Source organism: Brevibacillus porteri (genome assembly GCF_003013475.1).
Classification (GTDB): domain Bacteria; phylum Bacillota; class Bacilli; order Brevibacillales; family Brevibacillaceae; genus Brevibacillus; species Brevibacillus porteri.
This window is the reverse complement of the sequence record NZ_PXZO01000001.1, coordinates 127311-140756: the sequence shown is the minus strand read 5'-3', so window position 1 is coordinate 140756 and position 13446 is coordinate 127311. Positions and strand designations below refer to the sequence as shown.

The 13446-nt window shown below is 46.1% G+C and carries 12 protein-coding genes; 1 reads left to right on the top strand and 11 read right to left on the bottom strand.

The genetic code is table 11. The annotated features are described in order from the left end of the window. Nucleotides 1-32 precede the first annotated feature (32 nt). The 6 genes from C7R92_RS00660 to C7R92_RS00630 form a co-directional block, all read right to left on the bottom strand. Entirely contained in the window at nt 33-947 is a 915-nt protein-coding gene (locus C7R92_RS00660; protein WP_106832861.1) for an NAD(P)-dependent alcohol dehydrogenase, read from the bottom strand. A gap of 84 nt (nt 948-1031) precedes the next feature. Next, the gene (locus C7R92_RS00655; protein WP_106833070.1) at nt 1032-3692 is read right to left on the bottom strand and encodes a winged helix-turn-helix domain-containing protein; all 2661 of its coding nucleotides are present in this window, start codon (nt 3690-3692) and stop codon (nt 1032-1034) included. Nucleotides 3693-3980: 288 nt separating this feature from the next. Continuing rightward, the gene (locus tag C7R92_RS00645) at nt 3981-4418 is read right to left on the bottom strand and encodes an SRPBCC family protein (RefSeq protein ID WP_106832859.1); all 438 of its coding nucleotides are present in this window, start codon (nt 4416-4418) and stop codon (nt 3981-3983) included. 86 nt (nt 4419-4504) lie between these two features. Next, nucleotides 4505-5266 carry a DUF4253 domain-containing protein gene (locus C7R92_RS00640; RefSeq protein WP_106832858.1) on the bottom strand — a complete coding sequence of 254 codons (762 nt, stop codon included), beginning with the start codon at nt 5264-5266 and terminating at the stop codon, nt 4505-4507. A 123-nt stretch (nt 5267-5389) separates the two neighbouring features. Next, on the bottom strand, nt 5390-6328 hold the full coding sequence (locus C7R92_RS00635; protein ID WP_106832857.1) for an iron-hydroxamate ABC transporter substrate-binding protein: 939 nt from the start codon (nt 6326-6328) through the stop codon (nt 5390-5392). Nucleotides 6329-6413: 85 nt separating this feature from the next. Then, nucleotides 6414-7529, bottom strand: a complete 1116-nt coding sequence (locus C7R92_RS00630) for a serine hydrolase domain-containing protein (RefSeq protein ID WP_106832856.1) — start codon at nt 7527-7529, stop codon at nt 6414-6416. Between the two features lie 212 nt (nt 7530-7741). Between C7R92_RS00630 and C7R92_RS00625 the strand changes: the two genes are divergently transcribed. Beyond that, nucleotides 7742-8296 carry a DUF4062 domain-containing protein gene (locus C7R92_RS00625; protein WP_106832855.1) on the top strand — a complete coding sequence of 185 codons (555 nt, stop codon included), beginning with the start codon at nt 7742-7744 and terminating at the stop codon, nt 8294-8296. 161 nt (nt 8297-8457) lie between these two features. Here C7R92_RS00625 and C7R92_RS00620 read toward each other — a convergent pair whose 3' ends face one another. The 5 genes from C7R92_RS00620 to C7R92_RS00605 form a co-directional block, all read right to left on the bottom strand. Then, nucleotides 8458-8946, bottom strand: a complete 489-nt coding sequence (locus C7R92_RS00620) for an imm68 putative immunity domain-containing protein (protein WP_106832854.1) — start codon at nt 8944-8946, stop codon at nt 8458-8460. A 78-nt stretch (nt 8947-9024) separates the two neighbouring features. Then, entirely contained in the window at nt 9025-10698 is a 1674-nt protein-coding gene (locus C7R92_RS00615) for a DUF6138 family protein (RefSeq protein WP_106832853.1), read from the bottom strand. Nucleotides 10699-11009: 311 nt separating this feature from the next. Next, nucleotides 11010-11147 carry a hypothetical protein gene (locus tag C7R92_RS33240; protein WP_328137679.1) on the bottom strand — a complete coding sequence of 46 codons (138 nt, stop codon included), beginning with the start codon at nt 11145-11147 and terminating at the stop codon, nt 11010-11012. Nucleotides 11148-11449: 302 nt separating this feature from the next. Continuing rightward, nucleotides 11450-12430 (bottom strand): BtrH N-terminal domain-containing protein, encoded by a 981-nt coding sequence (locus C7R92_RS00610; protein WP_106832852.1) that lies wholly within the window; start codon nt 12428-12430, stop codon nt 11450-11452. Continuing rightward, nucleotides 12414-12986, bottom strand: a complete 573-nt coding sequence (locus C7R92_RS00605; protein ID WP_069845934.1) for a PadR family transcriptional regulator — start codon at nt 12984-12986, stop codon at nt 12414-12416. The genes C7R92_RS00610 and C7R92_RS00605 overlap by 17 nt, the downstream gene beginning before the upstream one ends. Nucleotides 12987-13446 lie beyond the last annotated feature (460 nt).

Genomic DNA, 13446 nt, shown 5'->3' with positions numbered 1-13446 from the left:
CCCCCTTTGACTTTTATTTTGGCACAATTTCATCATGTTCCAACCTTGACCACGACATTCCCCTTCTTCCGCCCTGTCTCCACATACCTATGTGCCTCCGATACTTGTTCCAGCGAATAACGTCTGTCAATCACCGCTTTTATCTGCCCTGCCTCCATTAACTCTTTTAAGAAATCCAAATCCTCCGTCCGCACCTTTGCAATCCCTTGCCCATCCACTGTCAGGAATATCCCGTTGGGCGACAGTGCTTTTACGCAATGGGACTTCCTTGCTTTCCCAACCGCATCAAATACAATGTCATAGCGCTCTTCTTTTTTCGTAAAATCTTCTTGCGTGTAATCGATGACGTTATCGGCTCCCAACGATTTCACCAAATCTAAATTTGCAGAACTACATACTGCTGTCACCTCAGCCCCAAAATACTTGGCAAGCTGTACCGCGGATGTCCCTACCGATCCAGAAGCCCCGTAGATCAGCACTTTTTGTCCCTTTTGAAGCTTTCCTTTTCGAAAAAAATGCAAGGCGGTCGTTCCCCCGAAAGGAATCGCGGTAGCTTCTTCATGTGTTACATTTGTCGGTTTTAACCCCACGATAGCGTTTTCCTTCAGACTGATGTACTCCGCATGCGCCCCGCATCTCATCCCGCTTAATGCATAGACGTGGTCGCCTTTTTTAAATCGCGTTACATGTTTTCCGATCGCTTCGACTTCCCCAGATAGCTCGACACCGAGAATAGGATTTCGCGGTTTTGTGAGACCGAGCACAAGGCGCATGGGAATCCAGAGCAAGAACGGACTTTGGAAGGCTCGTATTCTACAGTCTCCAGATGTAACTGTTGTTGCATGAACTTTTATCAAGATTTCATTATCCTTAGGTCTAGGCTTCTCTACTTCTCTTAGCTCCAAAACATCTGGTGATCCGTATTTCGTGCATACCACGGCTCTCATTGACATCCTCCTAACCTGCACTTTGCCATGAGTATAGCGGGAGCACGGTATTGCTATACAGATACTTAAGTATTGTTTTGAAATTTACAGCAAGCCCAACTGGCGAGCCCGTGCAACTGCTTCCGTACGCCGCTGTACCTGCAGCTTGTCAAAGATATTCCGGTTGTGCCCTTTCACCGTACTGAGTGCGAGGAACAGCTGCTGGGCAATGTCACGATTCGATAATCCTTTTTCGATGAGCTGCAAAATTTCAAGCTCTCGCTCACTAAGTGGCTCGATCAGGGAATCAACATGGTGGGGCAGATTCGAATTGCCTCCTTCCCTTTTCGGCTCTTCCTCTTTCCACTCCGCAAGTAGCTTTTCTCTATAACGTGGCATCGTTCCATAGACTTCCGCATCACACAATAACCTTTTCATCGGGATACCTTCGTCGACAAATGTACGAATGAAGCCACCCGGCTCCGCTATTACCAAAGCGTCTTTCAACATTTGCGCAGCTTTTGCTTGATCACCATGCGCATGCAGAACAACCGCGAGCAAAAGCATGATCTTGAGTCGTTCATCCTCTAACTGTTTTGCCTCTGCCTGCTCGAGTAATGGTTCGAGCACCGCAAGTGCTGCGGACGTATTTCCCTGTGCCAGAAGTACACGGGCTTGGAGCAGGGGAAGGTCGTGCTTCTGTGCCAATCGGGCTGCCGCTGTCAGGTTGTCCTGCTGAAGTAATAGAAGGACTTGTGCTTCGGCAATAGGAGGCATCTGCATGATAAAGCCATGCTTGCGAGCAACATGCTCAGCATTTGCAATCATGGCAGCCGCTCCACTAACGTCTCCTTGTGCTAGCTTCAGTCTAGTTAGAACCACCTGCGTTGCCACGACTCTGTCCGTTTGTTCCAGCTGACGTGCTAATTGAATGGACTGTTGACCATGATGCTCTGCTTTATGCAGGTCGTTCCATTCATAAAAAATCCGGGCCAAGCCTAGATGCGCTTCACAAGCAGCTGGTAAGGGAGGAGAACCAGCCAATTTTCGTACATGCTGATAAGTCTCAGCCGCCATATGGAGCTGATTATCTGCCTCCTGTAGCTTCGCTAGTCCAATCGTGGCCATCATGGTGATCACGACATGGCCAATCTTCTCACTGTTCGATAATGCCTCCTGGTAAGCCTTGCTGGCTGCGATACGATTCCCTTGAAGGTGATAAGCATATCCCAGCGACCAAGTAGTGGCTGTGCGAACTGGCAAGTTGTCAGGATGCAGGTACTCTAAAGCTCGCTTGGCCTCGGCCATGATGTCCTCTGATTGATGCTTGCTCACAGCCAATGTGGCACGTATAGCAGCGATATGCCCAAGAGTATCTTTGGACCTGGCATCTTGTTTCAAACCTTGCAGTGCTTTTTCGGCGGCTACCAATTTCGGTTCAACGCCAGTCACTTGACCAGTCATCAGCAAAGCAGAGGCGTACATCACCCACAGCGCGGGCCTTGCGTCCAACTCCTCGTGTGATAACGACTCCAGCCAGTTCCGTACAGGGATTACCCCTCCACGAAAGAGCAGCGGCATCCTCTCTCCCTCCACCAGTCGCGCTGCTCGTGATGTATCATTGGCGGCCACTGCATGGTGAAAAGCTTCCATCTCCAGACCATTGTCTTCATACCAAATGCTTGCTCGGGTATGTAATTCTGCGAGAATACATTCGTCCTCTCCTGTTGTCGATGAAAAACGCTGATGGAGCCTCTGCCGTAGTAAATCAGCAAAAAGATGGTGATAGCGGTACCAACGCCGCTCGCTGTCCAGCGGAACAATAAACAAATTGGCTCGTTCGAGGAATTCTAACATTTCCTGGCCTGAACCTGAATCGATACCACTTTCGCCAAAAATGGCGTCACAAAGAGGACCGGACAATCGGGCGAGGATGGATGTATGCAGCAAGAATGCTTGAATGCTTGCAGATTGCTGGGTAAGTACTTCTTCCACCATATAGTCGAGGATAAAATGGTGACTGCCGGAAAAAGATCGAAGGTAGGTTGCGACATCTATTTGTTCTTTCATGGAAAGAGCCGCTAACTGTAGACCGGCAATCCAGCCTTCTGTGCGGGCTTCGAGCAGAGCGATGTTTTCCGGTGATAGCTCTAAACCCATCACTGTCTCCAGAAATTCTGCTGCTTCCGAATAGGTAAAGCGCAAATCGGACGCGCGTACTTCATTCAATTGGTTCCGCACCCGTAACCGAGCGATAGGCAGACGCGGTTCCTCACGGGTCGCAATCACCAGATGTATTTGTGGTGGCATGCGTTCAAGCAGGAATGAGATGGCATCATCGAGTGGCCCCGTTTTCAATACGTGGTAATCATCGAAGACTAGAACAAAAGGGTTGGGTACTGCGATTATTTCATGAAGCAGAGTCGCGATCATCGATTCGAGTGGTAGAGGTTGAGGGGAATGGAGCAAAGGAAATATGCCCGCTCCAATATTCGGGTCAATGTTTTGCAGAGCTGTGAAGAGATATGTAAGAAAACACGCAGGGTCATTATCCCCTTCATCCATGGAAATCCAGGCGAAGGGGCGATCACCGCTGGCGAGCCATTCACTGACAAGTGTCGTTTTCCCGGAGCCTGCTGGTGCTGAAATGACCGTCAGTTTACGGTTTAGCCCCTCGTTTAACTGCTCGATCAGTCGATGACGGGTAACGGTCTTCAACCGTGGCGGGGGCATATACAGTTTGGTGGTTACAATTGGAATTGTCATAAAGAAATTATAAGGATCACCGTCTCTAAGCGTCAACTCCGCCGACTTTGTGATTTCCTCTCTGCTTTTTTCAAGTTGCTCGCTACTCGGTATTGGACGATTTTCCTGATCAGATCATAAGGTAAAGGCTGTTTGATCGGAAATGGCAATGTTCCTTTCGACTTGTGATAATCCTTCACTTCCTCTTTGAACTCCTTATTCCGCTTGAATGCCTTTATTATCTCCCAAACGTGCATGACACAAAAAAACACGCCGAGCTGGCGTGTTTTCGTTTTGGTGGCAAGGATGCTATTTCGTTATACGTTTTCCAATAGCCTCCACGAGCTCCCTCGTTGTCTTCGGAAGATTGGATTTTAGAATGGAATTGATCATGGGGCCCTTCACACCATGGGCGGTGATATCCAGACACCCCGTCATTTTCGTCCGCGCCTCACCCAGTGCCTTCGCTTTGAAATAACCCTCTCCGGTAAAATTCCCGCTGATCCCTGTCAGGTTGAACCTCACCTCAGTTGGCGGTGTCCATTCAGTGATATCCACTTGCAGGCTGATCGTTTTCTTCATGATGCCGATATCGCCTGTAAACGTCCAAACGACACGACGTTCATTGATTACCTCGTGGCTGATGTAGCCAGGTACCAGTGGAACCCAATTCTCCACTATACTCACAAACTGCCATACCGCCCCGATGGGCAGGTTCAGCTCCACATCATGTATTCCTTGAGGCATGATTTGCTCATTCCTTCCCCAGTGTTCTTTGGTATCTTGTTATGTTTATTGTCGGAACACGGGAGATATTTCAGGAATATGGCGAGTTAATCCCACCAAAAAAACCACACATCCTGTTTCATCAAATAATCGGCGTAATGCCCTAAGGAAGGAAACTCATCTAAGACGTACTGACAAAAGATGAAATGCTCTTGTGCCAGCTTGAGTGCTTCCTGATGAGTCTGTGGTCTTGAACTTGCCTGAAAAATCCAAGTATCCTCTGTCACTGCGAGAATCTTGATCCCATACCCCTCCTGCCAGTACTTTACGATAACGGACTGGTATACAGGTAATGGGCATTCATTATAGCCACCCATGGGAACCCACAACGGTGCTTCATAACCAGATGCTAACGGCAATTCCATGACAATCAAGGCGTCATCCTCTAATCGATCCTGTACCCATTCTTCACTGATTTGAAAGGACTCCGTTTCTGTTTCACTTAGTTGTTCATCGATTAGCTCCTGGCCTTCCCATATCAGAGAATATGCCCGATAGATATCTTCAAAGTTCTTTCCATCCAAATTTTGTAGCTCAGATGAAATGTCTGTATACAAAAGTCGAGATTTTACAATTCGCCGAAAGACATCCTCTACGGATAAGCGATGAACTTCCTCTAGCTGGTTATGTACATAATCAGAGAGTGATCCTTCTTCGTCTACCGCTTCTTCTATCATCTCTAGTATATTATAGCTAGGCAGGACCAAGATTCTGTGCTTATCTACCTTTGTAGCAGGTATCGTGAAATCCTCCGCAGCAACCACTTCTATGTCACATTTCTTTAGGTAATTCGACAACTCTTCTACCATCGTCACACCTCTTTTTTGTTGTTTTGTTCAAATCATAGGATTACTCCTCTATTTTACTTCAATTTCCATATACAGTGGAAATGAACAAAAAGCAAAAAGAAAAATGCTTGGATTCCCAAGCATTTATGATTTGGCAAGAAACTGTTCCGTAAAGATTTTCAGCAAATATTCGAGTGTGATCGGATCACTGTATGTGGAAGCTTCCGTGTCAATCTCAATGATGCGATTTTGTTTGACAGCCGGAACGTTTTTCCATGTCGCGGATTGCAAGAAATCATTGGTACTACCATTTCTTCTGCTGAGGATGAGGTAATCACCAGCATAATCAGGAATCGCTTCCAACGATAGCTTATAGTAACCAGGACCGAGAACGTCCTTTTTTACTTTTTCTGGCATGTTTAAGTCCATCGCTTGATAGAGGATTTCCGTACCACGCGCCCAGTTATTTCCGAAAACATAAAAATCTTTCGTGTCATACTCGAAGACAGATACCGTTACCTTTTCACCGATTTTCGCTTTAATTTGTTCACCGGCTGTTTTTGCACGGCTCTTGAAATCATCTATCCACGTCTGGGCTTCCTTTTCCTTGTTCAACAACTTGCCAATCTCCAATTGCTGCGACAAATAATCCAGTTTGCCCCACGTAAACACGACAGTCGGCGCAATTTTGCTAAGCTGATCAAGATTTTTCATTTCTGATCCCGCCACAATCAGATCAGGTTTCAGAGCAAGGATTTTCTCCAAATCTGCATCCGATACGACTTCCACATCTTTTAATTTTTCTGTAAAAAGCGGATTTTGCTTCGTCCATTGATCGACTCCGACTAGTGTACCCTCCATCGATACAATATTCGGGGCATTTGTAAGTCCGATGATTCGTTTCGGTTGTGCCGGAACCTCGACAGGTCCTTTTTCCGATTGGTAAATTACCGTTCCCTCTTTCGTTTCGTTTCCTGCCTCTGGTGACTGTGGCTGTGGCTGTACAGGTTGAGCTTGTGGAGACCCACAAGCGCTAAGCAAGAGCATGAACATGAGAATGACAGGGATGAATGCTTTTTTCATGGTAAGCGATCTCCTTACTCCTAATACTAATTTCATGAAATTGATTATCAATCTCAATTACTCACCTACTATAGTAATTTCTCTTCTACTTGTCAATATTGGAAGCTTGACGGGGTTTTGCCTTCGCTAATTTGCTCAGCACATGAAAAAAGAGATAGTTCATCCCTTTTGCTTGATACGTAGTCTGATTGAAGCTCCCGATCAGATATACCTCCATATTGGGAAAATAAAGCATGTAGCTGCCACTCGCCCCTAAGTGACCCCACCCCGTATACTTTTGCGTGAACGGAAGAAAACGCATCCGCATGAGTCCATAGCCATAATCCATGCCGATCCGCATGTTGTTCCACTGCTGCATGATCTCGAGCGTTTCTTTTTTAATTATCTGATTCTGGACGAGTGCTTTCATGAAACGCAGCTGATCTTCCATTGTACTTACGGTTTGCCCTCCCGCGTAAAAACTGCTGAAGCTGCGGTAGTTTTCTACGTTTATTTTTATCCTGTCCAAATGTAGATGGGCTACCGGATGCTCACTTTTGCTGACGGGATTGGAATACTGAGATAAATAAGAGTGATTCATTTGAAGGGGGGTAAATATGTAGTCATGGAGAACTTCGTGGTAGGGTTTGGCAGTAACCTTTTCAATCACGAGCCCTAACAGATTGTACCCTGTGTCTGTATAATGAACGCGTTTCCCGGGCTCAAAGTGCGGCTGTAAGTGCTTTTTCGACCATTGTATGGTTTCTTGCGAAGTCCAATAGCGTGAGGAATCCTCCAGCATCTCTTCTAGGAATCCTCTCCCTCGCTTCGGCTTTTCTTCAAAGAAATCTGGTAATCCAGAAGTATTGTTGAGTAAATGCTTGATCTGAATTTCGTTTGTGTAATCTTTTCCTTTCCAGATGTGGAGATCTTTTCGAATCTCAGTCGGTAAATAGTTGGCAATGGGGTCGTCAAACGTAACGAGACCTTTTTCTGCTAGGATCGATACGATAACAGCCGTAAAAGCCTTGCCCACACTAGCCGTGTGATAGGGTTGATTCGGGTTGGCTGTCCCCCCATCAGTATTGCCAGCCGCTATTGGCCAGTGGATATCCAGCTTATCGGAATGGATTAACAAATAGACATTGTGCAGTTGTGGATCAGAAGCTACTTTGGCCTTCAGATTGCTCTCTATTTCACTCCTTATGATTTCATTGCTCATTTGTCTCCCTCCCACCTCATTTACCAGCAAGGACTTATGCGCCCGCTACTGATATATGTGCATTCTCTTGCCAATTATGAGCATAGGAATGAATAAGCTCGGTATCGAATAACAATACCGAGCTTTCTTCCAAAATACTCTACGAATTTCTCCTTACTCTTTATCTATACTTTTCGCATAGGTTGGATAACTAACAAAGGTAAAGAAAAAAATTGCAAATTTACATATCGTCTACTTACTACGATCTTATTGAGGAAAGACATACCGCTGTTGAAGCCGTACTTCAAGCCGGTCATATCCCTGCTGGAATCGAGCAATTTTCCAAGGAAAGTCCAATGAAAATTAGGAAGAGATGGATCGACGAGTCCGATGTATATATCCTGATTCTCGGAGGATTCTATGGTTTAACGCTTCCTGATGAATCCAAGAGCTATACACAGTGGGAATATGAGTATGCCGGAGAAGCGGGCAAACCTAGATTTGCTTTTGTTGTCACAGATGAAGCATTAAGACAAAAGCCATACGACTTCTCAGCAATTGAATACTATCAGAAGTTTCAAGAGTTTAAGCAATCTGTCATGGAACAAATTCCTACTTATTATGTTGAAGATGTACGGCACATTAAAATGGTACTTCGTGATCAATTGCCGGAGTATGCAGCAAGAGACGATTTGTACGGCTGGTTTTCCGGCAAGGATGTCCCGGACGTTCAAAAGCTGTTGGAAGAGAATGCAAGATTAAAGGCGGAGTTGGAGAAAAAGAAATGAAAGAGGGGCTGGCACAACCAGCCCCTTTCTTCCGTCTTCCATTAATATTCTAATGGTCCTCGCCAGCTTAGTGTTCTGCCTGGCAAACTTAAACGCCAACCATCTTTATTTGTAATGACCCATCACCATATTCAAAGGATCGTTATCACAAACGATGCAACTTATACCAGCTCATCTGCGATCATTTTTGCCTTTTCCGCAAGCTCTCTCATATCATCGGCCGGAACAAGCTCGGCTAATTCGTAAGCCAGCGGATTACGGGAAAACTTGTACAATTCATCCCGAAGCAGGTTCCTTTTTTCTTCAGAGGCATCTATATAAAGTTTGCACGGCTGCCTATCCTCATCCAAATCATGCAAATCGACATAGCCTGATTTTTGAGACTCCAACACAATGGCTGAAAGATCGATTAGAGCTGAGCAGGCCATATCAAGTTCTGCTCGAAACGTGCCGTTAGCATTTTTTATATCAAATCCAATACTTCCGCCGTTTTTCAAGTCTCCCTCGGAAAGCAGAACATCCAGACCCAAGTCCTTTAAAATCTGATTGAGCGTCACATCCGTTGCGTCCAATTGTTCCAAATAGTCTATCAATGCCAGTGAATCATCGGAACCGCCAATTAAATCTCCCCACCATTTGCTTATGTACATGTTCTTCTCCCACTTTCTTTTATGCATTGTAATTATCCATTAAGCCTACGTATCAATGCCGCTTTCACCGAGCCACCATCAGGCTATACCCGCCGCCTTTAGCAGACGAATGATTAGCTCCCTGCGCGTTCCCCGCGCCTTTCGAGCCAATGCAGCCAGCTTCTCCGCCTTGCCCCAGATCGGGTACAGTACCCGCTCTGCCTCATCATCCGACAGAGTCTCTATTTGCTTTACGAATAGCGACAGCTTGTCTTCGCTTTCCAGCTCCGGCTGAATCTTCAGCTTTAGCGAATCATGGGAGCGCAGAAGGCAGGCGATCAAGGTCGGAGTCGAGCGTTCCGTTATGCCATAGGTTTCGGCAAAAACGACTGTGAACTTGTCATGCACCAGCTGATGCTCATCATCCACAAAGTCCATGTAAGCTTCAACAAGCGGAAAATACCGCTCGGACGAAAGCCCCAGCCCGAACACAGCATAACTGCCCGGCATTACGCTTCTTTCGCTTTCCGTATCCTCGTACCATTCATACTCTTTCATCGCCTCTCGAGCGTATTCCTCCAATAAAGGATGTAGCTCGGAATAAGCCAGAGCATTCGCAAAAAATCGGTGCGTGTCCGATTTGGCTAGCCCCTTGATGGGTAAATTCTCTCTCACGCTAGATTTTAACTTGATTTTATAGCTTTTCGGGAAGTCCTTTCGGAGCAGGGAGAGAATAAACGAAATCGCCCGCTCGTACGCCCCGGCTTCTTCCTTGCGAATAACGATTGTGAAGAGGGAAAAAACATCGTTAGCCTTACATTCGACCAATTCATGACGCATATGGACGTCTTCTTGCGAGAAGCTGTCGCTGCCCTCCTTCAGCATACGCGCGGCTTTACCGCTACCAAGCTGCTTCGCCAGCTCCAGAAAAGTCTGGCCCATGAATTTGTTGAAGTCCGGCTCGTAACGAATAATCATCACCGCTCCGTACAACAGAAGGTCGATAGGCTGATTCGGCTCATCCTTATTCTCAAAAACAGCATCCGGCTTGATCATATACTCATTGGTCCTGTATTCGGAACAGGTGACGTCATAGTAATGAGGCAAAAATACATTCTCGGCCCAGTCGGTCAAAGCCCTAATGATATCTCTTCGATGCTCCGCGAGAGCCTCAACCTGTTCTTTATTCAACTCCTGAATCCGGTCAAATAAAGCTATCGTCTTTGCGGCTTCCGGTTCAGGGAACAAATGCGGATCCAACAGATGACGCGCCAAAAAGAAGGTTTCCAGCCTGTTTGTCGGGTGAGAGCCGTTCTCCAGCTTTTCCTCCATATAGGACTGAATTCGCTCCAGAAGCTGCCGCTTTTTCTCTTCATATTCAGTTTCCAGCACCGTTAATTCCACCAGCCCGTCCATCGTTGCGAAGGTTCCTTGGAAGGTAAAACGGTAGTTGATCAACGGCGACGTTTCCAGCTTGTCCAGCCTCTCCCTTACGATTTCCGCCAGCAGGGGCTGAACCTCATGCAATATCTGCTCCCGCGTAAAGGGTGAAGCTTTCATCGACTTTTTGCCTGCGGCACTCCCCACAGATTTCGAACTGTCAACCCTAGTCCTGCCCGGCCGATAATCCAGCATGACAAAGTTAAAAATGCCTACTTGCAGCGTGGTGCGTAAGACCACTTCCTCTGCGTCCTTTCGATTCTCCTGTTCGTCAAACCATTTATGAATGGCCGTTTTCATCTCTCCCAGCGCTTCTTTCTGCAATTCGTTCATTGTCTCCCGCCTTTTCGCGTGTTCCGTCTTTTCTCAACATAATCATACTATGAAAATGGAAAATCTTGTTGAAACTATATACCTCTCCCTGAGATCGGCTAAAGCTCAATCCTTAGTCCGTTCCTTTATATCAATAGCAAAAGGGAGAACGCTATAGAGGTCGTTCACCCTTTTACGATTTTTTGCCGTCACTTATGGTATACCTTTCGTCTAACGAATCAATTTGTTTCGTTTTGTTTTCCACCTGTAACTTCAATTCATTATAACGTAGTTCTACTGGTTGCTTGTCCTGTGAAACATCTTCCTCAATCTTATTCAGCTTCATCAACCAAATCCATGCTGTTAACAGATTCCCTTAACACATGCAAAACCTCTTGTTCAATCCAGTCAGCCCTAATTAAATTTGAGGAATATTCTGACCTACCTTTTTGGTGGTATGCCTGGCACATATAGTATCTTCGGTAAAAGGGCACATTTGAAGAAATGCCTGAAAGAAACGGCAAACACCCAGAAATTATTTCAATAGAATTATGGGAGAAAGTCCAAGCAATAAATGACCTGCACAAGAACTCTTTTACAGCAATGAAATCTCATAGTGGGAATTACTTTCTAGCTGGTGTTGTTAGGTGTCCGAAATGTGGGGCAGGGATGGTTATGCACAAGAATAAAATCCGTGTGAGGTGCTTAAGCTGACACTGTTAAAGCATGCGTGCCGAAAGGAATGATTCCGTTCCATGTAAGTGTAAGGCTATCACAACAATAGCTCCATGGCTGCGCGTTCTTTATCCGCAATCTCGAGCAACAGCTTAGACGCATGCACGAGCTCTTGGTGCTCACCTGTTCTTCCTGCATGGTCGATTGAAGCAGAGACACTAACCCACATGGGAGCGATCTCTGTAAACATACAGTGGGCTTGTTCGATCCTCGGGTCCTCCAGCCGATCAGCACAATCTCTCAAATAATCCCTATACAGATTCCGAAATAAAGCGCCGCCGGTTCCCGCCCGCTCCATTAGCGTCGCGGTAAGACATAAATCATGTTCGAAATTGTTGCTGCGAGAAGGCCACTTCAAGATTTCATTGCTCATTTTAACAATTCCTTTATTACCAATATTCCGAATAGTCGGGTTCAGATAGTCATGCGCATTCATGGTCAAGGATTCGCGTATAGCAGGAACAAGCGGAAGCAATGCGTCGTTTGGCTCGATCGTAAAGGAACGATTCCGGGAGCTCATGGGTCCCTTTGCATTTCTGGCAGCGGCCAAGCTTGTCAAACGCGTCTTCACAAGTCCCCCCTGTTGTCTGGTGTCCGCCATGTAGGCGTATTCGTCATCTATACCGTAAAGTACCGCATAGTGACCGGCGAAGTGCACTTTGTTTTTAAAATAATCCAAGTAATAGGCATCTAATTTAAGCCCAACCGGAATGCCGTGTTCGATGCTGCTTCGGACGTTCTGCCACGCCTTATTGACGGACGAGGTTTCTTGATATCTGACGTTCAAGCCGAGTCGTTCGGCGAGATAAGCGGTCAGTTTATCCGGTTTTACCCTTCCTCCGATGAAGGGGAAGTCCATTCCCTTCGAATCCCAGTATATGAATCCAAGCCCTTGTCCGAGTCCGAACAACATCGGCTCAGACAAGCGAACTCCCGCATATTGCATTAAATTGCCCATGGCGGTTGTTTCGCAATGTTCGCCTTGATAAGGAATGAAACCTTCAATAAATTTGCCCATGTCTACTTGCCTCCTCCAATAATTCATGTATTAAACGGCTAACGAACACTTGCTCGCTCTCGATTAAGCTGAATGGATGCAAGAACAACGCCCTTACGTTCAGCGGCAAGCTAGCTCCGCCTTGTGATTCGTACTTCTGTCTTATTTTTATCGAGGCTTGTTCAAGAAAATCCAGTCGTTTCCGTAAAGCAATGACGGCCTCTTCCTTCCCGATATGGGGCAAAGCGGCCAAACCGAGATCGAAGCGGTTGTCACGTTCCCTTGTAGACGACAGACTATCAAGAATTTCATTTCTCAGCTTACGTATACCCACTTCGGTGAGGGCAAACCGGGTAGGCGTTGGCCCCTTGCCTGATTTCTCGTCGGATGTCTCAGGTGAGATCCATCCTTTATCGCTAAGTTTCTTCAATCCTGCATAAATCGAAGTTGTACCGATATTCGCCCATTCTTTATAACCTCGCTGCTCGACTAACTTCATAATATCGTATCCGGAAGCTTGACGATGTTCCGCGATCATTTGCAGGAGCATGAATTCGACATTCGATAATGTATGCATAGAGAGACTCCTTATCTTGAGTATTTCATATATGGAATATAACGTTGGTGTAATAAAAATTCAATAACCCAATCTGCTAGAAAACTACAGCTTGAGAATGTTTAAATCAGGAACTGACGAACTTCCGAATGTACGGGTCTTGAGGCGGCACTTGAGCTCGCGGCATCGACCGATCATGCCGATCTTTTTTTGTACCCAGGTGATCAACACTTCTTTGAGGAAAGACAGTTAACGGAGAACGTTAGTTCAACAAAACAGCGGCGAATAAAGGCTTTATTTTATAGCCTTTATCCGCCGGACTACTATCACTATCGTCTTAATCTGCTGATATAACTACTATCAAACACTATTTCTTTTCTGATTGTGTGTACCATCAATTGTGATACGGCTCTCCGCGCTTGATCTTAAACTACCCGTTAGCTTGTACCAGCGTCGCTGACACTACCTGCAAAGTAACAGA

Excerpts from the sequence above, each read along its gene's own strand:
- C7R92_RS00660 (WP_106832861.1), bottom strand. The coding sequence starts at position 947 with ATGAGAGCCGTGGTATGCACGAAATACGGATCACCAGATGTTTTGGAG.
- C7R92_RS00655 (WP_106833070.1), bottom strand. The coding sequence starts at position 3,692 with ATGACAATTCCAATTGTAACCACCAAACTGTATATGCCCCCGCCACGG.
- C7R92_RS00645 (WP_106832859.1), bottom strand. The coding sequence starts at position 4,418 with ATGCCTCAAGGAATACATGATGTGGAGCTGAACCTGCCCATCGGGGCG.
- C7R92_RS00640 (WP_106832858.1), bottom strand. The coding sequence starts at position 5,266 with ATGGTAGAAGAGTTGTCGAATTACCTAAAGAAATGTGACATAGAAGTG.
- C7R92_RS00635 (WP_106832857.1), bottom strand. The coding sequence starts at position 6,328 with ATGAAAAAAGCATTCATCCCTGTCATTCTCATGTTCATGCTCTTGCTT.
- C7R92_RS00630 (WP_106832856.1), bottom strand. The coding sequence starts at position 7,529 with ATGAGCAATGAAATCATAAGGAGTGAAATAGAGAGCAATCTGAAGGCC.
- C7R92_RS00620 (WP_106832854.1), bottom strand. The coding sequence starts at position 8,946 with ATGTACATAAGCAAATGGTGGGGAGATTTAATTGGCGGTTCCGATGAT.
- C7R92_RS00615 (WP_106832853.1), bottom strand. The coding sequence starts at position 10,698 with ATGAACGAATTGCAGAAAGAAGCGCTGGGAGAGATGAAAACGGCCATT.
- C7R92_RS33240 (WP_328137679.1), bottom strand. The coding sequence starts at position 11,147 with ATGTGCCAGGCATACCACCAAAAAGGTAGGTCAGAATATTCCTCAAAT.
- C7R92_RS00610 (WP_106832852.1), bottom strand. The coding sequence starts at position 12,430 with ATGGGCAAATTTATTGAAGGTTTCATTCCTTATCAAGGCGAACATTGC.
- C7R92_RS00605 (WP_069845934.1), bottom strand. The coding sequence starts at position 12,986 with ATGCATACATTATCGAATGTCGAATTCATGCTCCTGCAAATGATCGCG.